The 23194-nt window shown below is 51.2% G+C and carries 13 protein-coding genes and 1 pseudogene; 2 read left to right on the plus strand and 12 right to left on the minus strand.

Going from position 1 to position 23194, the window contains the following annotated elements:
* The 10 genes and pseudogenes from Q0628_RS11325 to Q0628_RS11370 form a co-directional block, all read right to left on the minus strand.
* A pseudogene (locus Q0628_RS11325) lies at positions 1-588 on the minus strand (nucleotide sugar dehydrogenase); the annotation flags it as partial.
* 152 nt (positions 589-740) lie between these two features.
* Positions 741-3509: a CotH kinase family protein gene (locus Q0628_RS11330; protein ID WP_298771083.1), complete on the minus strand. Its 2769-nt coding sequence runs from the start codon at positions 3507-3509 to the stop codon at positions 741-743.
* 70 nt (positions 3510-3579) lie between these two features.
* Entirely contained in the window at positions 3580-4431 is an 852-nt protein-coding gene (locus tag Q0628_RS11335) for an EamA family transporter (RefSeq protein WP_298771086.1), read from the minus strand.
* A 3-nt stretch (positions 4432-4434) separates the two neighbouring features.
* The gene (locus Q0628_RS11340; protein ID WP_298771088.1) at positions 4435-6744 is read right to left on the minus strand and encodes a lytic transglycosylase domain-containing protein; all 2310 of its coding nucleotides are present in this window, start codon (positions 6742-6744) and stop codon (positions 4435-4437) included.
* Between the two features lie 40 nt (positions 6745-6784).
* The gene (ptsP, locus tag Q0628_RS11345) at positions 6785-8602 is read right to left on the minus strand and encodes a phosphoenolpyruvate--protein phosphotransferase (RefSeq protein ID WP_298771089.1); all 1818 of its coding nucleotides are present in this window, start codon (positions 8600-8602) and stop codon (positions 6785-6787) included.
* Complete coding sequence (locus Q0628_RS11350; RefSeq protein ID WP_298771090.1) at positions 8574-8846, minus strand: HPr family phosphocarrier protein; 273 nt, start codon at positions 8844-8846, stop codon at positions 8574-8576. Before Q0628_RS11350 ends, ptsP begins: the two co-directional genes overlap by 29 nt.
* An 8-nt stretch (positions 8847-8854) precedes the next feature.
* Positions 8855-9775 (minus strand): MlaD family protein, encoded by a 921-nt coding sequence (locus Q0628_RS11355; RefSeq protein WP_298771092.1) that lies wholly within the window; start codon positions 9773-9775, stop codon positions 8855-8857.
* Between the two features lie 83 nt (positions 9776-9858).
* Positions 9859-10512, minus strand: a complete 654-nt coding sequence (locus Q0628_RS11360; RefSeq protein ID WP_298771094.1) for an RNA methyltransferase — start codon at positions 10510-10512, stop codon at positions 9859-9861.
* A complete protein-coding gene (locus tag Q0628_RS11365; protein WP_298771095.1) occupies positions 10509-11552 on the minus strand; it encodes a hypothetical protein in 1044 nt (347 codons plus the stop codon). Before Q0628_RS11365 ends, Q0628_RS11360 begins: the two co-directional genes overlap by 4 nt.
* 5 nt (positions 11553-11557) lie before the next feature.
* Complete coding sequence (locus tag Q0628_RS11370; protein ID WP_298771097.1) at positions 11558-13138, minus strand: pitrilysin family protein; 1581 nt, start codon at positions 13136-13138, stop codon at positions 11558-11560.
* 53 nt (positions 13139-13191) lie between these two features.
* Between Q0628_RS11370 and Q0628_RS11375 the strand changes: the two genes are divergently transcribed.
* Both Q0628_RS11375 and Q0628_RS11380 read left to right on the plus strand, forming a co-directional pair.
* Positions 13192-14088: a glutamate--tRNA ligase family protein gene (locus Q0628_RS11375; RefSeq protein ID WP_298771099.1), complete on the plus strand. Its 897-nt coding sequence runs from the start codon at positions 13192-13194 to the stop codon at positions 14086-14088.
* 59 nt (positions 14089-14147) lie between these two features.
* On the plus strand, positions 14148-18251 hold the full coding sequence (locus Q0628_RS11380) for a hypothetical protein (protein ID WP_298771101.1): 4104 nt from the start codon (positions 14148-14150) through the stop codon (positions 18249-18251).
* 9 nt (positions 18252-18260) lie between these two features.
* Here Q0628_RS11380 and Q0628_RS11385 read toward each other — a convergent pair whose 3' ends face one another.
* Together Q0628_RS11385 and Q0628_RS11390 are read right to left on the minus strand one after the other, a co-directional pair.
* Complete coding sequence (locus Q0628_RS11385; RefSeq protein ID WP_298771103.1) at positions 18261-18665, minus strand: SPOR domain-containing protein; 405 nt, start codon at positions 18663-18665, stop codon at positions 18261-18263.
* Between the two features lie 75 nt (positions 18666-18740).
* Positions 18741-23159 carry a fibro-slime domain-containing protein gene (locus Q0628_RS11390; RefSeq protein WP_298771105.1) on the minus strand — a complete coding sequence of 1473 codons (4419 nt, stop codon included), beginning with the start codon at positions 23157-23159 and terminating at the stop codon, positions 18741-18743.
* Positions 23160-23194: the final 35 nt, after the last annotated feature.

Raw genomic sequence — 23194 nt, forward strand, 5'->3', positions numbered from 1 at the left:
GTCCACAAGCTTCTGGCAGGCGGCGAGGCCCGATTCCGTCTGGTGGGATCCGATGAGCACGCGGTCCGGTTCGAACAAGTCGTTGATGGCGGTACCTTCGGCCAAAAATTCCGGGTTGGACAGCACCTCGAAGTGCAGTCCCTTGTCGTTAGAATTCAAGATCCGTTCCATGGCAGCGGCGGTACGCACAGGGAGCGTCGACTTTTCGACAATGATCTTGCCTTCGTCGGCAATTTCAAGAATGTTGCGGGCGGTCTTTTCCCAGTACTGCAAGTCGGACGCCTTGCCGGCTCCATGGCCAAAAGTCTTTGTCGGGGTGTTCACCGAAACGAAAATGATATCCGCTTCCTTGATAGCTGCAGGAATGTCTGTGCTAAAGAACAAGTTGCGACCACGGGCGCGTTTCACCACGTCGTCGAGACCGGGCTCAAAAATCGGAAGGTTGTCGCTGTTCCAGGCGTCAATTCGGGTCTGGTTAATATCGACTACGGTCACCTTGACATCGGGGCACTTGTCGGCAATAACAGTCATAGTGGGGCCACCGACATAGCCCGCGCCAATGCAAAGAATCTTGGTATTGTAACTCATAGTGGTACAAAATTAGAAAATTACCCTCCCCTATATACATTTTTTTTCGAGCAGAAGCGACATTCCAGCGCATCAATCCAGAAAGACGCGTTCATTTCCGTTCTCAACGCGTTCCCTTCCTGAGCAAGAGCAAAACAAAACTTTTTTTTATCTTACTTGAACACCGCTACAAGGCGGTCCGTTTTCGACGGTTCCACGATACGAACCGCATCCGTCACGCCATCATTCCACTTTTCAAAAAGATGTCCCGGTTCCGGTTCCGCCATGACCTTTACAGGAACCCCTGCAAAGAAAGTAGCCGTCAGAGGCAAGGCATCCACCTTCAAGCCATCCACGCGAATCAAACCGTCCCCTTCCACTGCCAGGCCTACGGGCACCGTCGACGACAAGCCGAAATACTCCATCAACTCGGCAAGAATAACCCCCGGGCGATCCTCCGCAAAATTCCTGATAGACTTCAATTGCCGATTCATCCAGGATTCATTCAGATTCCAGCGTTTCTGATCCCGGGGAATTTCAGCCGCAATTTCATTCATCATCTGGTCGATCCGAGCAAGGACACGTCCACTTTCAAACTTCGTCGAAAGCAGGAGCGACATCCGGTTGATAAAAGCCGTCCTAAAGCCGTCATTTTCAAGCAGCCGACGCAGGAGCAACGTATATTCCGGGCCGTTCGGCCATGACTCCCCATTTTCTTCTGTCGCGAATTCGAAAATGTTATTCTTGTATTCGCTATATTCATTTCCGAAGCCAAAATCCATATCGTAGAGGAACCACTTCCACAAAGTCTTCGGATTCGAGCTCCGCCATTTCTTGAGATTATTGCCGGGCCAGTCGCGATTATTAGAAAACACCTCTGTCTGGATGTAATTCATGAAGTTGTCTATGTCAATTTGCGATGCGACATAGGCATAGTTTTCTTCTTTATCCAGGTGATTCGATTCGAGCCAGTTCATCAGCGCCACGTAATCAACTGCAGAACCAGCCGACGCGCTATTATCCGCTTTCAGCAAGTCAACCTGATCTGGATCCAGGCCATAATGAGTTTCAAAATAGTATTCGGTACTACGTTCGCGAATGCTGTGGATTCCGAAATACTCCCCGTTGTAATAAACCAGCGCAAAGCGACCACGCTGATAATCTACGCCAAGGCCTTCGCTAATGGAGCTGGCAAGGCGATCGCGGATGTAATCCTGCCCGAAATTGCCTCCGTTATTTCGCAAAATAAAGACTTTGAACTTGTCCAGTTCAGGAAACTCGGGGAACAACGGGTAACGCAAACGGTTGTCTCCGTATTTTTCACGGAATGTTACCGCAACGGACTTCTTGTCGTTCTGACGGCTATAATTGCCGAAAATCTTTAGACCGGCAGCCTTCGCAAATGCGGGAGCCGCAGCGCCCTTTTCAAACAGTTCCACAAACACAGGAATTTCCTTGTCAAGCCAGTAATTTGCTCCGTAATGCGGTTCCTTGGCCTGCGCAAAATTTCCCTCTACATAAATTCCCGAATCCGGATCAAAAAGCGAATTCGGATCGGCGGTCAAAAACACTACAGGAATTGTCGGAGCACTTTCGAAAACATAAGTTCTCGTGACCTCTTCGCCAGGGAAAGCTCCCGGCAACATGCTAGCACAACGATAGACTTCAGTCGCATTGACCTGAAGCACCGTCGTAGCGGGGGTTTCCACAGTCGGGGAAAGCCCTCCCGTAGCGCAACGCACCGCAAATTCCTCAGGAAAGGCAACCGTGAAGGGCTCCGCATAAAAGCCGGAAGGCGGGAATTCTGCCAAGGTATCTACCGAAGGCGACCGGGAAGAAACCACAGGCAAGGTAGTCAATCCGTAGGGAGACGGATCTGCAAATCCAAATCCAGCGGTAACGCCATCGGACATGGTCCCGTAACTCCAGGACTTTCCGATCGGCAATTTGGGATACGCCAAGGAATCAATCAATCCCCCTTCTGCATTTACCAGATAGAGCGAGCCGCCATCCTTATCCAATTTGAAACCCGCATGGGGTTCGTGTCCGCGATTGCGCGCGATATAACTGAAAACCTTGACGGACACTTCTTGCGACTCGTTCGCCTCGGGACTTACGCGAGTACCATAGATATTGGCAAGATCAGGGAAATTCGTTCCAGTCGGCAAAGGCATTCGATAGACGGTCGAGGAATCCCCAGTTCCGGTGAGCACCATTTCGTAGCCCTTCCAATCTTCGATATCGGGCTGAGTCAACCGGAAGGAAACCTTGCGGTCCTTACTAATGAATGCCTGCATCAGGATTTCGTTCGTTGCAGAAAGATCCAACACATCCTCCTTGTCGGAGCTTCCCGTTCCCACGAAAACAGCTATCGACGACCAGCCTAGTTCCTCATTTTCGCCTAGCCGCATGACTGCGCCAAACTGGCGGCTATCATCTTCCTTGAAACAATTTTTCAACTTTCCGGGCAACGGATCTGCATAACTATAGCCTGGCGGGTCGTTATCCGCATCGGTCCATGTCCAGCAACCGGGGCCAATCAAGTCAAGAGTATCATGTGGCAATACATAATCGGGATAGTTTTTTCCCGACATAAATACGAGCAGAAAGGAATTCGGCGGAACAACCGCATTGCCAATTTTCCACTTGAATGGTTCTGCCTGCGAATCCGTCAAGTACATTCCAGACAAGTTTACCGTATCGGAGGATGCATTGAAAAGTTCCACCCATCCCGCATCGTCCCCTTCATGATCTCCATAGACCGTATTGATCGGATCTACTTCGGTCAACATCACGGGGCCCCCTACAAACGGAAGCGTCGCTTCGCTGGACGACGACTGTTCCACAATGGGTTCATCCTTTGCTGAAGAACTGTCCGAATCGGAACACGCCGTAAAGAACAGCGCAATCCACGATATAAGTATCAATACCCTAAGCACCATACAAGAGAATATATATTAAAAAGAATAAAAGAGGACTCAGCCCATACAAGAGATAGGCTTAGCGGGCGTTTCAAAAGCCCTTTTTTGCCTTTTTCTTGCGACGGGGACGGCGAACGATAAAGAGGCATGCTCCAATCAGCACGAGCGTTACCGAAATAGCCTTTCCCATGGGGAATGCTTCCGAAAAGACGATGGCCCCGGCAAGAGTCGGAACAGCAGCGCCCACAGCCGCGCTGAACGGAATAATGAACAGCGCCCTGCCTCGCGAAAAGGAAATCTGTGAATAGAGGAACGCTATTCCATAGGTCACAATGTAGCCGAGAGTTCTGAAATCCAGGAGCAGGTTCGCTATAGACGAAAGCTCAATATGGTCCAAATCGAAATCCATCGCGAGGCTCTTGTAGAATGCAGCCGACAAACCGAATCCCATTCCCATGATCAGGGAGTCCACCATTTCCCGGTCCTTGACAAACAAATGTGCAAATAGCGTCACTGCCGAAAGTCCCCCGGCAAAAGCCCACAGCAGGCCCATGTTCTGCACTGCAGTCGATTCACCCAAATTTTCAACCGAATAGAGTAGTCCAGCTACAACAAAACAAATAGCAAAGACGATGCGCTTGGTCAGGGCTTCCTTCAGAATGCAAAATCCCATCAGGGCAGTCAGCACCGGATTCAGCACCATCATCGGCTGCACCTGCGAAAGATCGTAGCGCGCCATGGCAATGTAATATCCGACAGTCGCCAAGCCCGAACAGCCAATTCCAAGCCACCAGTACTTATTCGTGACAACGCCCTTGAAGAATTCCCAAGGTTTAGATGTTCCTCCGGTGCGCTTACCCACCGTCGACACCCCGGATTTTTCCAGGATATTGCCACAGGCGAACAAAAACGCCGGCCCCATTGTCAGCAACAAGAAAAGCATCAGCTAAATTCCGTCGTAAATTTCCTGATAGATCCAGTAGTTGCCCATGACGCGCTTGACATAGTCACGGGTTTCCCAGTAGCTGATTTCTTCGGCCCGAATATCCCACGGTTTGCCTTCGCCCGCCTTCTGCCAACGCTTGGTAGGCTTAGGTCCCGCATTGTAGTTTCCGAGCACATACATGTAGTCGTCATTGTACTCGGCCTTCAGGTCCACTAGGTAGCGAATGCCAAGACGGATATTCATGTAGGCGTTAAAAAGCTGTATCGGTTCGAACTTTTCGATACTTTCCTTTTCCGCAAGCATCTTGCCCGTTGCAGGCATAATCTGCAAAAGGCCACAGGCGCCTGCCGGCGACATGATTTCAAAATTGAAAATGGATTCCTGACGCATCACGCTGTACACGAAGAACGGATCGATTCGTTCACCGGAATGGAACTTGACCTGATCTTTGTAGGGAACCGGATAAAGGAAATGCAGGACATCAATAGGCGGCGACATCAGACGACGACGATCAATATTGTTCTGGAACTGGCGTGCGAGGCGGTAACCGGCAGCAGTTTCCCCCATTTCGTAGAACAGCTTGCCATACTCGTACAGGAAATCCAGACGCTTTGCATTTTTCTTGCGAGCTTCGTCATAAAGCGCAAAGGCCTGATCGCTAAAGCCATACTGGAACAGGGTGCGTATACGGTTATAGCGGACCGCATTGTACGACGAATCCGGCTTACCGATCTTCTGCGAAGCTCTTACCCAGGCGAGAGTCTGTTCCGGAGCCATCAGCACTCCATGCGCATACGGGACATCCTTTTCGGCCATCAACTTGTATTCCGCCAGTTTCAAGCGACTACGATGCGCATAATAGGCCAGCGGGAAATCGCGGATACAGTCAAGATAGGCTTCTCGGGCAAGCGAATCCTTACCTAACTTCATGTAGGCATCTCCCAGGAACATGCGGGCGCCACTGCCGCTCCACAAGAACGGTTCCTTGGAAGCATCGATAAAGGCCGTCACCGCCTCGTTCCACTTTTCCTGTTTGAAGTATACAAAACCTATACGGAATTTCGCCCACTGCCGCTTGACATTGTTCTTGAAGCGTTTGTGCGAAAGTTCTCGGTAGCACACCAAGGCACTATCGTAGTTTTCCTTCTGCTCGTATTCGAAACCCTTCACCCAAAGGTTGTTCGCATTTTCCTTGCTAAATCGGCTCACATCATGCAGGAGCGAATCTGTCATGCGTATTTCCTTTTCATAACGCAGGGCATTGTTGCGGTACAGGCGCAAAATCGACTGCATCCACAGGGGTTTCGCCTCGACAGAATCGATCAGGAAACGAAACTGACGAATGGATTCATCCTCGCGCTTCAAGTTGCGGAGAGCGACAGCGCGCTTTTCCCATAGACTTGCACGCGTTCCCATGTCCAGCGAACTCGGCGGCAATCTTTTTTGTAGCGAATCATCCGGCGGAGGCAATGCAGCCTCAGGCGAAAGAGCCACCAGCACCGAATCCAGAATACGAATGGAATCCAACAGAACAAGGCATTCGCTTGCATTGTCCTTAGCGCAGGCCATCTTAGCGTACGCCACCTTTTCTTCCAGCGATTCCGGAGTACCACGCACCTTGCGCAGCCTGCGAATTGCCATAAAGGCGGAATCCTTGTAGACCGAAGAACTCGTAAGGAGCTTCATGTAGACACGCTTCGCATCCTTCATCTGCTTAAACTGTTCCAGATACTGCGCATAACGGTACCGGAGAGCCGCAGCATCGTCGGATTTCGGATATTTTTCAACGAAGACCTTCAGGGAATCCGCATGGGCGCGGTCACTCAATGTGGAATCCGCCATCGCAGCCTCAATCCTGAGTCTAGATGCGGCACGATCAAAGGATGCGTCGCTATCGCCCTTGTCGTAGGCGGCAAGCGCCGAGCGCATCATCCTGTATTCGCCCTGTTTGAATTTTGCCGTGGCCATACGCAAAATGACGGCGCCATCAAGCAAGGTGTCGCGGCCACGCAACAAATCATAAGCCGCATAGGAACTATCCCATTCTTCCTTATAGAAGAACTGTGCCGCACGGGCAAATTCCCGCACATTTTTAGGTTGCGTCGAATCTTCGCTCAAGGCCTTGAGACGGCCAGAACGCACAACCATGTCCTGAAATCTCGAAGGAAGAATCTGTTCTTCTTCCTCGTAAGGATCGGGCGGCACCATCGGCATCGTCGCAATCAGGCTATCAGTCACCTGCGTCGGAAGGGGACTCTGAGCCACGGAATCCTTCACAGGCAAAGAATCCGCAAATGCACAGATGCACATGCTTAGCAAAGTCAAAACGAATACGATCATCTTAATCTGGCTACTTCTTACTGTTATCAATCTGTCCCACAAAACTCGAAATTCCCAGATCCCTAATGGCCTGGGCATAAATCTTGTGCATATAGGCATTCACGCTTTCCGCATCTTCCATCTGCAACACGGAGAGCGCAGAATTGCGAACATCTTCAAAATTGATCGAGCGAATGATCTTCTTTGTCGACATCACGCTCCACGGGGTCATCGACAGTTCATCAACGCCCAGTCCTACCAACAAGAGAACACTAATTGGATCCGCGCTCATTTCGCCGCAAACCGCTACAGGAATACCTTCGCGATGCGCCGCCTGGACAGTCTGATAAATCATGCTCAAGACAGCCGGATGATGCGGTTGGAACATATCGGTAATCAATTCGTTCGTACGGTCCACGGCCAGCGTGAACTGAATCAGGTCATTCGTGCCGATGCTGAAGAAATCAACTTCCTTCGCAAGCTTTTCGACAATCATCACAGCCGCAGGAACTTCAATCATCACACCCACTTTCACGCGGGAAACTTTCTTACCTTCCGATTCGAGTTCCTTACGGCATTTCTCGATGCAAGCCTTGGCACGGCGCAGTTCACCCATTCCCGAAATCATCGGGAGAAGGATTCTCAAGTTCTCCTTGGTATTTGCCAGAAGCATAGCCTTGAGCTGCGTACAAAAAACATCTTCCCTGTCCAGACACACGCGAATCGAGCGCCAACCCATAAACGGATTCGATTCGTTCACCGCCGTAATGCCGTTCACAAGCTTGTCACCGCCGGCATCGAGCGTGCGGATCGTTACCGGGCACGGAGCCATCGTTTCAAGAATGTAGCGATACGCATCGCGCTGTTCATCCTGAGTCGGAGCTTCCTTGCGGAAAAACAGAAATTCGGAACGATAGAGTCCCACACCCGTCGCACCGAAATCGGTCACCTTTTCGGATTCACTCGGCAATTCGATGTTTGCATGCAAAGTAATATACTTGCCATCGCGGGTCATCGGTTCCAGCTGTCGCATGGTAAAAAGCTCACGACGCTGGCGTTCAAAGACTTCCTGTCTTTCGTGGAACTCCTTGATATCCTCATTATTCGGATTGATGATGACTTGACCATTGGAGCCATCGACAAGAATCGTATCGCCACTCTGGGCTATCGCAGCCAAGTTTCTCAAGCCAGAAACCAGGGGAACCTGCAACGACCTTGAAAGAATCGCCACATGGCTGGTACGGCCACCCGTATCCATAGCAAGGCCGGCAACCTGCCCAGGCTTGATGGACATCAATAGGCTTGGTAAAAGTTCATGTCCAACAAGGACCACGCCTTCTTCATTAGCCACATCCTCCAGCACAGGTCCGGAGTCATCCATCACCGCCATCAAGCGATTGTATACATCTCTAAGGTCCGCCGCCTTGTCGCGCATGGCCGCCGAGTCAATAGACTCAAACTTGTCGATATAGGCACCCAGCACCACATGCACCGCCCAGCGAGCATTCTTATGTTCCCGGCGAATCTTATCCAGCACCCCGTTCAGGAGCCCCGGATCCTGCAAAATCATCAAATGCGTTGCGAAGATGAGACTGTCCTTCATCCCCGCGCGGCCCTCAGAAATTTCCTTAATCTGCGAAACTTCCTTGACCGTCTTGTTGATGGCCCTTAAAAAGAGTTGTTCCTCGTCTGCCAGACGGCTTTCGGGGAGAGTTTCGTCCACCACGGAAATATTGCGGTTCGAAACCGGAAAAACCCGCCCCATGGCAAAGCCCGGGGACGCAGGAACGCCCGTCAATACAGTACGGACCGATTCCTTGCTAGCAGGGTTCTTCATTGAAATGGTCATTAAACAGGTTTTCCAACTGCGCAGCGACGTTTTCCTCGTCTTCACCGTCAATTTCGAACTTCACTTCGGAACCTGCGGGAATAGCGAGCATCATCACGTTCAGGATGCTCTTGGCATTAGCCTTGGCTCCATCAAACAAGATCGAGATATCACTCTTGGCTTGCCCCGTGATATCCACAATCATGCCTGCAGGCCGGGCATGAATTCCCAACTTGTTGGTTACAACCAATGTCTTCACTATCATGTCTTGCCTCAGAAAATATCTACGTTGATGTCCAAACCGTCGGAGAGAATCGTACGGACCAGGCTGTCCGCAGACCGGACCGTCTTGACCAAATCGTCATGCAGGGCCCTATCATTAAGCAGGATACCAGCCGTGTTATCCTTAGAATCCAGTTTCTTCTGAACGTTCACGACCAATTCGTCGAGGTGCTTGGTGACACCTTCCAGTTCCCCGATCAGCTTATCGGCATTGCCCATCAACTTATCCGTATTCGCAAAAACATTGTCGATCGGCGGACGGACACCTTCAATAAGATCATTAACCTTTACAGTTACCTGATTCAGCCCCTCCAGGCTCTTCTTCAATTGCGGATCTGTCGTATTGAGCATGGTCATTAGACGATCTTCCAGATTTTCGGCCTTCACGAGCAGAGTCCTAAACCGCTCCTGGAAATCCGGATTCACAATGGTACTGTTCAAGGCCTGCTTCACCGATTCCAGCAGGACCTTCGTACTGTCACAAACTTCACCCGCAAGGCCAAGGGCCTCGGCAATGCCAGCATCAAACTGGCCCGTAATCGTATCTCCAGGAGCAAAATACTCCGTCGCATCGCCAAGAATCATGCCAATCTGGCGTTCACCCATGATACCGATATTCTGCACGCGTATTTCCGAATCCTTCGGGATCTTCACGTCGGTACGCAAGCGAATCGTCACCACCACGCGGTGTCCAGACAACTCAATCGATTCCACCTTTCCCAGTTTCACTCCGTTGACCTTCACGGGGTCATCGAGCACCAGCGTGCTAACCTGCGTAAAGCGCAAATGGAACGTATTAAACTTTTCACGAGGATCTTTCTCGTTCAGGAAGAAAATTCCAAAAACAAGAATTATCAGCGCTAGAATTACAACTAGACCGACAGAAAAATAAAGAGCCGAATACTTTTTCATTTGAGCACCAATCTAGCATATTTTCTGATATTGCAAAAGAAAAAAAAGCCCCCGCAGGGGCTTTTAAAGGCTATTTTCGTCCATTATTGCTCAATACGGGTTATCGGACTATTATTCTCGATTCCATTCACGTGACGGTCGAGCCAATCCAGAAGCAAAGCGTCCCTTTCTTCCTTCGGAAGCAGGAACTTCTCACGGCCCTGTTTCTGCATATATACGTCGAGATAGGTCATGAGCACCCCGCCCGCCACAGAGACATTCATCGACTCGGTAATGCCATACTGAGGCAACTTGAACTCGTAATCGGCATGAGCCAAGGTATCGGGGTGATTCCCGTGAAATTCGCTTCCCAGGTAAAAAGCTGTCGGCTGGCTCAGATCAAGATCCAGAACGGAATTCGTGGTATTCGTGCTCGCGACCGCAATCTTGTATCCCTTCGCGCGGAGTTTTTCCATACAGAGCATCCGCTTCTTGTAAAGATACAGGCTCATCCACTTGTAGGACCCCTTCAGAATGGACTTGTTCACGCTATAGGCGTTATCCTCTTCGATAATGTGGACATCCTGCAGACCAAAGACTTCCGCCGTACGTATTACAGCAGAAATATTATGCGGATCGAACAGGTCCTCGAGCACCATGCAAAAATGCCTCGTGCGACGGTCCACTACAGAAGTAAGCAACTCGCGACGGCGTTCCGTAACGCGCGCCAATAGGGATTCCAAAGATTCGTTAGTCATTTCTGTTCCTTGATCGGCTGAGTATCGTTAACCTTGATCGGTACGGCATTCAGGTCCTTTTTGCGCTGTTCAAGACGTGCACGCTGCAGCTTTTCAAAATCGCCGAGCTTCCAGGGAGCCCCATTCACTACCGATTCAAAATCCAGAACATATTGAATATTCTCGGTCGACTTGAGCGCTGCACTCTTGAGCATTGGTTCCTTGTTTCCTCCAAAATACATGCCCGCGGCCCTCTTGATGTCATCGACGATATGCTCGATCTTGGAATTGACCACGCTCCTAAACACCTTCATTTGCATAATGGAGTTGAGCATCGAATTACCGGGAAAAACGATTGCCGTTAACTTATACTTAATATGACCATTCGGAAGCTGGTCCATGTCCAAATAGGCAACAGCGGTCCCGTGCAGCGACCACCGCAACACTTTGGCATGACCGTAGCCAAAGAACAAGTTTCTCATGCCAAGCCTCTGTCCTGCACTATCCTGTAACGCCCAGTAAAATTCACCGGACAGGCTGCGACCATTGCTTCCATTAAAAAAGCGTCTGTTCGGGTGCGCATACTCCAACGTGTAGCTTTCATCGAGATATGCATTTATGAGCTGCGCCGTAAACGGCATGTTGTCGAACAAGTAGCTGATGACATGTTCATTCAACGGCAGCGTACCCTTGTACTCGTAGATAACGCGATACTGGCGCCCCAGTCTCGCATAAATTTCAGGAACCATCTGGGACTTGGGGTCAGGAGCATATCCGCGAGCGGCAATTTCCTTGTACGGTGCGCAAAATTCATCGTTGTACCTGACCTTGGCCCAAGGTTTCTTGTCTTCCTCAGAACAGCCCTCGTAATCCACATTCATGCAGATTTTAAGACCGGAGCAGAGAGATCTCAAGTCGTCGTCATTTCCCAGTTTCTTGCGAAGATTGTCGCGCTTACGAACCGACGCTGCAGAATCGGCCGTGGAAACCGGTTCAGCAGCAACACTGATTGCCGCAGCAAACACTACCGCAAGCAGGATTACCATATGTCGAGTAATCAAGCGCACTATTTCCTAAACTCCAGGCTGTCGAGCGGAACAACCGTAAACGGTTTCACCGCATCGAGTTTTGAAACTGGGGCCACAATCGACACGGTCATTTTGTCCATGTCAAAATACTTCTTCACCATTTCCTTGACCTGTTCGGCCGTCACGGCATTGATTTCCTTGACATAGTCAAGATAATGGTCATAAGACTTGCCAACCAGTTCGCCTCTCGCAAAAATATCGGCCGTCGAGGCAGGGCTGTCAAAAAGGCTCGGCAAGCTTTCTATCAAGGATTTCTTCGCCTGGACCAGTTCCTCTTCCGTAGGTCCCTGTTCCGCAAACTCCTTGACGACTTCACGTATCAGCTTCAATGCGAAATCCACCGATTCCACCTTCGTCTGTAGCGCAATCGTCACCATGGCCGTATCCCGGTAATCGTTGCCCACCGAACTGTACACACTGTAAGCGAGTCCCTCGTCACTGCGAACGCGGTTCATCAGGCGGCTCGTAAAGCTACCTCCGCCCAAGATAAAGTTCGCGACGGCAGCCGGATAATAATCCGCGTGCGGCCTGCGCACAAAGGGCTGGTTCATCGAAATGTTGGCCTGCGTAATGTCCTTGTCCACGACATAAATGCCCGGCTTGCGCAAGAACTCGAGCGGTTTCACTTCCGTAGAAACTACAGGAGCCTGCTTCTTGGGGGCAGGAACCTTTTTCAGGGAGGCCTTCCAGGATTCAAAGAACTCCTTGAGCATCACGACGGAAGAGTCCTTGTCGACATCTCCCGAAAGAGCGAACACGATGCGATCCGAGGAATAAATCCCCTGTGACAAGCGCTTGATGTCGGCTGAAGACACCTTCTTGTATTCCGCCGCATTGGCATCCCAAAGTCTCGGCCCCGGAACATAGTTCACCTTATAGCGGAGAGCTGAAAGGACCTTGGCAGGCGTATCGTAACGGCGGTCGTAAGCCGTCAAGAAATTCGCACGCATGATCTCGAGCTGTTCCTTGTCGAAAGTCGGAGCGGTCAGAACCTGCTTTGTCAACTGCAGCATACCAGGAAAATCCTTGGACAGGCAATCGATATCAAACATCGACGTAAAGACACCGACCGAGGTCTTCATTCCCGCACTGATAAATTCGAGCGAGTCGTCAAGAGCGCGAGCGGCTAAGCCTCCTCCTCCACCGCGACGCAGCATGCTCCCCACCATGGAATTCGCAGCTTCGTCCTTGAGGGCGAGCGGAACACGCGGTTCCTCAAAATAAACCGTAAAATTGACAAGCGGAAGGCTACGGTCACTTACGATGTAACCCGTGATGCCCGGAGCCACTTCGACACGATAATCCTTCGGATACGGCGCAACATAGTGGAACTCGGGAAACTGAATATCCCTATAGCTCGCCGGCAGGGCGTCCTTCTTTTCTACAGAATCATCTTTGACAGCCTCCGATGGCGTAGGCGCCTCGGTGGCTACGGTCTTTTCCGGTTCCGCAGCAGGTTCCGTTTGGGGCTCAGGAGCTCCTGAGCAGGCCCAAAGAACAGCCACTCCCGCGACAGCCGCTAAGCACAGCGGCAAAAATGTGGATCGGTTCCTATTCATCCCCTGTTAAGATAGAAATTTTTCCATGTTCTATTTTAACTACCTTTGTGTACATGTCAGGCATTATCCGTTTTGCACCGAGTCCCACGGGGTATCTTCACGAAGGCCACCTGCTTTCTGCACTATATGTCTGGGCCGCAGCAAAAAAATGGGACCTGAAGATACATTTGCGAATCGAGGACCACGACCAGGGACGTTCCCGCACGGAATATATCGATAGCATCCGGGAAGATCTCGCCCGATTCGGATTCAGCTACGATTCCGAAAGCATCCAGAGCTCCCGTACCGAAATATACCAGGAAATCCTCGACAAGCTCATCCAAAAAGGACTCGTCTATCCCTGCACCTGTAGCCGCAAGCAACTTCTAGCAGAAAATCCGCATAGTGCTACGGGAGAGGTCATCTATCAGGGAAAATGCAGAAACAGGCTTCTCCCCTGCAACGAAGCGCACAGCCTTCGCATCAAAATTCCAGACAAAGTAATTCACTGGTACGACGAACATCTCGGAAACTTTGACGAGAACCCGAAACAACAATGCGGTGATTTTCCCATCCGGGACCGCGATGGCTACTGGACCTACCAATTCGCAGTCTGTATCGACGATCTCACCCAGGGCATCACCCACATTGTCCGCGGCGAAGACATCCTCAGTTCCACGGCAAGACAGATTGCGCTATCCCAATTGATCGCCCAGGCCTGTGCAGGCGAGACCTCTTTTCCCGTCCCTGTATATGCGCGCCCCCTGTACCTACATCACCCTCTTATTGTCGATGCTTCCGGCAAGAAACTTTCAAAACGGGAACACGCTCATAGCCTCCGGCAAGATCTTGAACTGGGTATTTCTCCCGAGCAGATCATAGGGAGAACCCTCCATAAGGCCGGATTCCTGTCCCATAGCGGCTCCTCCACCCTAGCCGAGGCCCTTTCCCTTATCGCAAGTACGCTCTAATCGACTCTCCCGCAAATAAACAGGCTTCGAGTACCCCCGAAAAAAATTATATTCGTGGCATGTCGACTCCATCTGCCATTGTCGCCCAAATCCGGCAAGAAGCGGCCCTTTTCGATTCCAAGGACCGACTACTCAATTTTACGGTCAAGAACGACTTCCAGTCTCCCCTGATCATGGAAGCTGGCGATCTTTTCTACGAAAAATGGCACCAGAGCGGAGCTCCCCTTTCCCTAGAGACCTTCTTTAACGAGTCACCGAACTTTACCGCCCAGCAGAAAATCAAGGCGATCGATTCCATTACCGCGACGCTCCGACAGAAGAACGAAGATTTTCACTATTCCGACCTCTACCTTATCGTAGGCTTTCTGAAATGGGACGGAAATGCGCTCGCGCCGAGCCTTTTGATTCCTCTAGACTTCGACATATCGAAAGGAACTCTTTCGCTATCGAACAGGCTACCGATAGAAAACGTTATCCTACGCGAAAGGCTCAAGGATACGGTCCATCTTCCCAAGGCCGAAGATGCCATCGTAAACGGCTCGTTCAGCCTGCTCATGTACTTTTCACTTTTTGAAAAAGCTATCGCAGCCGAACGCAACTGGAAATTCACTCGTCACGGGCTTTGCCTCGGATTCTTCGATACCGAAAACCTACTCCTGAAAAAACGCATGGAGCAGGGGTATTCCGACAAGCAGATCGACAACCACCCTGTGCTCTCCCTGCTTTTACGTGAAGAAGGATTCCAGATTCAGGAATCGCTGTTTGAAAACGCGGATTTCAATCAGGTTTTCTGTCCCGCCGACCACCACTTCCTATATCCGACGGATTCGCATACCAACAAGGTCACCGTAGATGCGGAAAACGAAAATGCCAGTGCTTACGCCATCCAGGCTCTGCCCGGCACCGACAAGATGAAGGTTGTGGCCAACATTGTCGCAGATTCCATCGCGAACCAGAAAAACGTTCTTGTCGTTTATCGTAGAGCAGTCACAGAGTCTTCCTTCCAGGATTCATGGAACCCCCCGTTCCGGACATTCCCTAAAGTGGACCATGCCGCTCTAGAACAGACTCTCAGAACATCTCGCAAAGAAATTCTCGATTACTACGATTCCATCAACAAGCCCATCGCTCCATCCGGAGTCATGCTTGCCGAGGCACTGACGGAATTCGCCCTGGTTAAAACGGGAAAGCAAAAATTTCCAGACACCATATTTCAGGGGCTGTTAAATCTTGACTACAGCAATTACAAGGAACTCAAGGAAGACCTTTTCCAGGTCTGTTCGCTCTACTTTGATCAGGGAGGCATAGACGCCCGCAAGGCTTTCCTCGGCGTCAAAGTTCCCAGTCTCGGCAAGGAACAGCAGGACAAACTTTCAAAAGAGCTGAACAACGCAGCGAATATCGCCAAGAGCCTAGACGACATCATCGCGAGGATGACTTCCGCAGGGCTATTCCCCACCGGGATCTTCCTTTCCAGTCTAGTCGACATTCTGGAACTGATGCGCGACTACTTTGACGAAAACACGCCAGTCTTCGAAGACTGGCAACTCCGGAATAACAACTGGGAAACTTACAAGTCCTCGCTGATTGAACTACCTGAAGCAGGAGACAAGTGGGTCCGTTACCGCCGGCAGACATCGGACATCTATACCGACAATGCCGTCAACGAAGCCATCCAGGGCGCTCGCGACGATTTTGCCGAATGCCAGAGTACCAAGCTCAAGGGACTTTCGGACCGCTACCGCTCGTCGCGTCGCAAACTGCTGTCCGTGCTGCGCAACCCAAAGGAAGTCGATTCCGATGCCAAGCTGCTCGACCTTATCGACACTCTGCTCGAACTGCAGGACAACAAGAAGGCCTATACCGAAAGCGCCATTCTCGGCAACATGCTTCTCGGAAAGGATTGGCTCTACGAAAAATCCAACTGGATCGAACTCAACAAGAAAATCCAGTTCATCTACAACTTCCGAGATACGCACAAGAAGGATCCCAAGCAGGACCTATTGCTTCAGATTCTCGAGCAGTGGCACCTGTTCAAGGACATTCAGCCAGAAATACGCCACCTCTGCAATTCCGTAAACGACCTTCTGCAGGCCATTAGACAAATTAACAAGGACATGGCGCTCGAGACTCCTCTGGAAAGCCTAAGCATCGAAAAGTGGCTCGACCGGATCAAGCTCTGGAGCGAAAACTGGAAGCGCCTGGACATTCACTTGCAGCTGACCTCGCTATTCAACAAGATGCAGAAATACAACTGTCCCAATCTGTTGAACTATGTCGAAGATACAGACAATGTCCAGCGCGATATCGAAGGCGCCGTCGCCCACTACTGGGCCGGAGCTCAAATCCACCTGGCGACAAAGAACAATCCGGCCCTGTTCTCCATCACTCCCAAGGTCAAGTCGCAAAAGAGCAAAGAATACCAGAAGACCCTGGATGCATTCAGTTCGGCCAACTTCCGGGAACTGCACGACACCATTGAACAGTACCCAGAAAAGCTCACTATTTGCCACATCAACGATTCCTTCCGGGTTTCCGAGAATTGCTCATTTGACCTCTGCATCATGCTCGATGCCGACAGCATTTCCATGGCTGCGGCAATCCCCAGCATCTATGCGGCAAAAAGGGCCATTTTCGTTGGCAATCCACAAAACCCCGCCATCGAGCGCCAGATTTACGACGCCTACACGCCAACAGCTATCTCGCACACGGTGTTTTTCCAGGAAAGCATCCTGAACGCAGCCTTGCGGCAGGGCGTTCCCACGCGCGAGCTCTGGTTCTCGACGCAATACGCAGACTGTTCTCTAGTCGCATTTGCAAACAACCGAATCTACAATCACGGCATCAAGCAACTTCCGGTGCCAAGCAGGGCCCCCTTCAAGGGCATCAAGCTCAAGGTCGTTTCGGACAAGGTTCTCGCCATCGCCAAGGCCGCAATCGCCCATGCAGAAAAGCAACCTGGCAAGACACTCGGAATCGTGGCATTCCACCATTCCACCTGCCTCGAAATAGACGACTCCATCAGAGCCATGCTCCCCGCAAACTCGCCGGCAGCAAATTTCTTCAACATTCCAAACGACAATGTCCGTTACTATGTCAAAACCCCTGAAAGGGCTATCGACAGGTTCAGGGATGTCGTCATGGTCTGCGCCGAAACAGAAGGCGTCAATGGATCTTCCGGCGATCACAAGCTGTCCGTCTGCACGACACTCGCTAAAACGGAACTGCAGGTTTACATCGCCGACACCGACATGTCCAAGCAGGGCGCATCGAAGCATTCCCTGTTCTGGGACTGGATCAGCTATCTTAAGAGCAAGGATTATTCCGAAACAATTGATACAAGGCCAGCCGACTCGCCCATACGCGACGAAGTCATAAAGATACTCCGTAACGAAGGCATACAGATCGAAGAAAGCTATTCCAAGGGAGGAATCCCCGTCGGTCCGGTCATTGTCGACAATAACAACAAGAACCGATTCCTCGGCCTTATCGAAGACGACTGCACCACGGAAAGGTTCCGCGATTCAGTCGAAGACCGTGATTACATCAGACCAAGAATCCTAAGGCAACAGGGCTGGAAAGTCCTCAACCTATGGTTACCCTTCTGGTTTGTCGCGAAGCAAGACGAGATCGGCCACTTACTCGCCACGATTGCCATCGAACAAAGTATCGCACCTCCTCCGGTCGAGGAAGCCGAGGCAGAGGACAACCAGGACGACGTTTTTGAATCATCTGCACCAGCTACGGTTCCCTATACGGTACTGCATCCTAAAATTGAAGGAACGCCCCACGACAAGCCGATTGCGGAGCTGCCTGCCGCAGCGCTTATCATGCAGCTAAAATTCTACGTGGACCATGAAGCCCCGATTCACGAAGATATTCTAAAGAGCCGCATTCTCGAGCTACATCACGTAGACAGGGCCGGTCCGATCCTACAGAAGGTTCTCACCGATGCCATCACTCAAGGCTTGCAGAAAAAGCGGTTCATCAAGACGGGACCGTTCTTCTACTCGCTAAAGCCACAGAATCTGGAACCCCGCAACCGTAGCAACCGCCCCGACTACGAAAGACGACTCTCCTATGTCGCACCCGAAGAACGAGCCCTCCTACCTGCGAGCATGGACGAACACGCCCTGAACCAGGCCATGGGATTGCTGGATTAATTAAAGAGATTACTTCACCTTCACGACGAAGGCGTTGATATTGTAGGCGGAAAGCTCGCGGGCCTTGTCCTCGGCAGCCTTCTTGCTAGTCCATCCACCGCCACGGAGCTTGTAGAACGGCGTATCGAAAACAACCTGGATTGCATATCCAGTGCTTGCAGCAATCTGCGCACGGCGACGCTGAGCCGCATCAAAATCAGCAACGGCTTCGAACTGCAGCATATAGTAGCCGTCGGACTTGGAAGACTTGGCAGCAGCCTTACCGGGAACGGCCGATTCTTTTGCAGAAGTATCGCGCAACGACGCGCTCAACACGGGTTTGTATTCCTTGCCGCGGAAAAGGGAATCGATGTCCGTCGGTTCGGCGGCAAAGGCGACCGCACTACAAAAGAGAACTGCAAATAGTCTACGCATGCCCCAAATATAGTAACTAAAACCGAAAAGGGACGGCCACGGAGGCCGTCCCTTTTTCTTTAAATCTATCCTTCGTTACTTTTCGAGGTCCTTCTTGTAATCCTCAACCGGCTTCTTGGAACGCTTCACGCCCCAGACGGAGGTTTCGTCCTGCTTGGCCTGCTTGCCTGCAGAGCCCAGCTTCACGTAGGATTCAAGCTTCACGATATAGGCACCGGTACCCACCACGCGGCCCTTGTCAGAACGCATGTTCCAACCGATGTAGAAGTTGCGGTCCATGCCAGGATCGGTACACTTGCCACCATCAAAGAACTTCACATCGTTCAAGGCGTCGTCGCAGTAGATCTTAGCGCTCTTGCTTGCCACGAAGCCACCGAGGTTGGTGAAGTATTCAACCTTGAAGTAGAAGTACACGTCGCTAATGTCTTCGAGAGGTTCATCCAGGCCGTTAATCAAGGCATACATGTCGGCCTTGATCAAGTGTCCCGGAATACCATTCTGATCGGCAAGGATTTCGGCCTTGGTCATCGTCGTGCGATATCCCGTAACCGTCACAGCCGGAACCTTGTCGCCAGCCGGAGCATTGGCTGTCGAGGCGAACTTGTTCTCGATAACCGTAATTTCGGCATCGCCCGTCACAGAAATCCACGGCGTAGGCAGACGCTTGGTTTCGTCATAGGACGTCGGAGAATTCCAGAAGAAAGCGGCGTCAGACGTATTACGCAAGGTGTCGCTACCAGGAAGGGCATAGTCAGCCGCATCCGACCAGATCACGTTAGCCATGCTTCCAGCCAGGCGTACATAGTCGCCCACGTGCGGGGACACGCCACCACGGCGGTACAGGTACTTGATACGGCCCGTGCCGTCCTCATTCTCGCTCACCACCGGTTCGCCTTCTGCATTCACGACAGTAGACGCAGATCCATAGGCCGAAGCGAAGCGATCGGCTTCAGGCAATTCAATGGCGGAATTCAGGTAGAAGTCAAGAGCAGCCTTCTTGTTCTCGGTAGAGAGCAGCTTGCCCGGTTCGGACATGGCCACCACAAGGCTGTCGTAATCGCTCAGTTCGTCACCGTTCTTAAGCGTACGGACCACGGCGGACAGCGGAACAGGAGCGATTCGGTCAGTAATCTTGCCCGGGAATCCCTGCTTGACTTCCTTGCCCTTGTCCATGAATACTGCATACGAAATCAAGTTACCCACGCCCATAGTCTTCACTTCCTTCGAGAGCTGAAGACCGCCAATCGTGATGACTCTAGTGCAGTAGCCTTCGGCATCCGGGCTCGAGCAGTCAATGTTGTCCATGGTCACAGCGACCAAGGCATTACAGTGAATTTCCGTATCCTTCTCGAGGTTGGAGTAGCCTTCTGCCTTCGGGTTATGCTCTTCGGTCGAAGTAGAATCCCAAGCAAGGCAAATACGGCTAGGCAGAGAGTCCTTGTGGATAGGACGATGGTAGTAAATGGCAACCGAGTCACCGATACCATCCAGGTATTCCGTATTCATGTCGAAGTAGGGAGACGGAATCTTGAATTCAAGCGAAGGAATCGATCCACGTGTATCAAAGATATCGGCAAGACGCGGAGACGGAACCGGCGGTTCGCGGAAGTAGACCGGATGGTAGACGGCCTTCACGTAATCGCTATACTCGTACTTGACAGCAAATGCGCCCGGATTATGGATAGTCGCATCGGTATCATAGCGATATTCCTTGGAGGACACGACAGAAATCGTCGCATAGCCATCCTGGAACGTCGCTGTCGAATCCAGAGTCACCATGATTCCTTCGGAGGTCTCGGCGACGGACACAACCAGGTTGAGGTGGCAGTCCGTGCAAGTATAGTAGGAACCGTCGTCGTTGGGCTTCATGATGGTCAGGTAGAAGTCATAGACAGAACCGACCCACAATTCTTCGAATGCAGGATCAGCAGGATTCTGTCCCGAAATGATATCTCCCGTCGAATCCGGCTTCGAGACAAAGGCAATTTGCGGCAGATAGAAGTTAATCGTGCGCATATTCGTTCTGCCCGTAACATTAATAGTGAACGGGACAATCGCACCGGCCAAGTCCGCCATATCGACAGTCACGTAGAGGGTATCTATACCGGAATCGCCAATGGTCCTGCTACCCGTAACTCTTACGAGATCGCCAGCCTCGTTCTTGTAGAACACCTGCATCAGGGGATCATGATCCAGGCTATAGGACACGTTGATAGCGTCATCGGGCAAGATTTCCAGCGGATCAGTAGCATTATCAGGCTTACGGACGCTCGTCACGTAGACGGGCACGAGTTCTCCACCCATTTCGGACTTGATAAGCGAGAAATCCCCACCCGGAATCTTGACACCGTTGGTATCGTAGGCAACACCATCTGCATAGAGAACGTCCACTTCGCCCTTGGGCCTGAAGTCGGCAACCTTCTTCGTCTTGTTACCAATCTTCATGAACAAGGTATGACGGCCTGTACCCATCTGGCAGACGTCATCGGCCTTGCCAATGGTCGGCTTAACGAAGTTCGTCAAGTCAATAATGCAGTTGTAAACGCCCGGAGCCGTAATCTTTACAGACTTTGCACTCGTGGTATCCGCAATCTTGCGGCCTTCCACCAGCCAGTAGGAAATGTCGAGATTGCAGCCTTCCTTGGTTCCAAAGTCGGAGCCGCAGCAGGTCACACCTTCTTCATTCGAAACGGCTGCAACGCAAGAACCGTCACCAGTTTCGGTATAGCACACATCGTAGCTCTTGCCATCCGGCACGTTCTTGTCACGGGTAAGAGTGATGTCAGCCTTCTGGCGGATATACATGTTCGTCTTGATGATCACGTTACTCATCGTAGTACGACGGTCGCAGAAGAAGATATCCAAATCGTATTCCAAACCGGGGACAAGGAATCCGGCACCAAACTTGTCATTCAGGTTCTTGAGCACCACATGGCCCGGTGTAGCAAGGTGAGCGCCACCGTTATCCACGACAAGCTTGTTGTTGATGAACACCCAGATGTCATCGTCACCGCGGAAGGTAAATTCCTGGTCTTCGTAGTAGTTGAACTTGGCATGCGATTCAAAGCAGTACTGCTGGTTACGGGTAACACCGGTCCAGTCTTCACGAATGCCCCAGTTCCACACGGCAGGAGAGTCACCGTTGTTGAACTTTCCTTCGCAATCGACACCACCCGGCCATCCCGGAGTCGTGCAGTACTGGTCAAAGTTCTTCACGGAATCCACGACGGGAACCGGAGCTTCGGCCTTGCGGGGAGTACGGGCTTTCGGGGTAGGTCCGAGCAGGACGCCGTTCATGGTCACGACATCGGCATCGGTCGAGTTCTCAACAGGATAGAAACCGCCCGTATAGCCATCCGTCTTAGCGGAGTCGGAATCGAAGCCCCAGCGAGTATCCTTTCCGTAATGGCGGAACGGCATGTCATAGCACTTCACTTCGTTCACATTCGGAGTGTAGTTGAACAACGTGTTGAAATTCGTTGCATTACCGAAGCACTTGACTGCATTTGGAGAATTAGAGAATGTCGGTTTCTTGGTAGAATCAAGATCTTCCAAAACAATGCCCTTATGGACACCAACACAGGCACCATAGCCGGCCGTATTGCCATCGGAGGTAAACACTTCATTGATATCCTGGTCCGTGTCGTAAATCAAAGCGGCGAGCTTATAGGAGCAGCGCTCGATATCTCCCACTTCGGGAATACCCGGATCCACAATGGCCCAGCCACCCGGAGTCAGGTCGTTCCAGTCATCTTCATCAGGAATAAAGTACAGCGTGTTCGAATTGAAGCTATTAAAGTAGGTCTTCAGAGGAATCGGAGACGCTTCGGCATTCGTTTCGGCCATGCCGTTGATACCGAGCTGTTCGGTAGGATCGTTCTTGCGATAAAGGATAACGCTGGAAGGAACTGCAGCGGCGTCGAAGGCCATATAGTACCAGCCGCACATGTTTGCAGCCGGAGCCATGGCGACATCAGTCGTTCCGTCGATGCGGATAATCACGTTATCGGATTGCCAGCCTTCGTCCTGCGGGACAAGGAAATAGAAGAATTTCGCATCGGAAGGCTCGGAACCTATATAAGTCTTACCTTCGTGCAGGGGATCTTCCATGATATAGGAATCATTGCCAGCACCAGGGCAAGGAAGGGTTGCCATGTTCTTGATGGCATTGTCATCATAAGCATTCTGGAGGTTCCAGACCGTATCCGTTACGATAATGTTTCCTTTTCCAGCCTTGTTGGCAATACTGAAGGTGGAAACATACGCTTCCAGGCCAATATCACTCACATCAAGTACGAAATATCCAAGCTCATCACGAGTAGTCACCGTTTTCGGAACATTATTGTTCTGGCCAGAGAAAACAGCCTGGGTCCAACTATCCGGAGCCTTAAAATGCACCGTACCGGCACAGCCAGCCCAGCCACTTTGAACTCCTGCAAAGACCATACAGGCACCCAAAACCCATTTCCACAAGGAGCGTTTCGTGTTTTTCATACTTTTTATTTCCATCGATGGTTTTCCTTCCAACT

The sequence above is a fragment of the uncultured Fibrobacter sp. genome, from assembly GCF_937877005.1.
Classification (GTDB): domain Bacteria; phylum Fibrobacterota; class Fibrobacteria; order Fibrobacterales; family Fibrobacteraceae; genus Fibrobacter.

Coding starts and splice junctions, on each gene's coding strand:
- Q0628_RS11330 (WP_298771083.1), bottom strand. CDS start 3,509: ATGGTGCTTAGGGTATTGATACTTATATCGTGGATTGCGCTGTTCTTT.
- Q0628_RS11335 (WP_298771086.1), bottom strand. CDS start 4,431: ATGCTTTTCTTGTTGCTGACAATGGGGCCGGCGTTTTTGTTCGCCTGT.
- Q0628_RS11340 (WP_298771088.1), bottom strand. CDS start 6,744: ATGTGCATCTGTGCATTTGCGGATTCTTTGCCTGTGAAGGATTCCGTG.
- ptsP (WP_298771089.1), bottom strand. CDS start 8,602: ATGACCATTTCAATGAAGAACCCTGCTAGCAAGGAATCGGTCCGTACT.
- Q0628_RS11350 (WP_298771090.1), bottom strand. CDS start 8,846: ATGATAGTGAAGACATTGGTTGTAACCAACAAGTTGGGAATTCATGCC.
- Q0628_RS11355 (WP_298771092.1), bottom strand. CDS start 9,775: ATGAAAAAGTATTCGGCTCTTTATTTTTCTGTCGGTCTAGTTGTAATT.
- Q0628_RS11360 (WP_298771094.1), bottom strand. CDS start 10,512: ATGACTAACGAATCTTTGGAATCCCTATTGGCGCGCGTTACGGAACGC.
- Q0628_RS11370 (WP_298771097.1), bottom strand. CDS start 13,138: ATGAATAGGAACCGATCCACATTTTTGCCGCTGTGCTTAGCGGCTGTC.
- Q0628_RS11375 (WP_298771099.1), top strand. CDS start 13,192: ATGTCAGGCATTATCCGTTTTGCACCGAGTCCCACGGGGTATCTTCAC.
- Q0628_RS11380 (WP_298771101.1), top strand. CDS start 14,148: ATGTCGACTCCATCTGCCATTGTCGCCCAAATCCGGCAAGAAGCGGCC.
- Q0628_RS11385 (WP_298771103.1), bottom strand. CDS start 18,665: ATGCGTAGACTATTTGCAGTTCTCTTTTGTAGTGCGGTCGCCTTTGCC.
- Q0628_RS11390 (WP_298771105.1), bottom strand. CDS start 23,159: ATGAAAAACACGAAACGCTCCTTGTGGAAATGGGTTTTGGGTGCCTGT.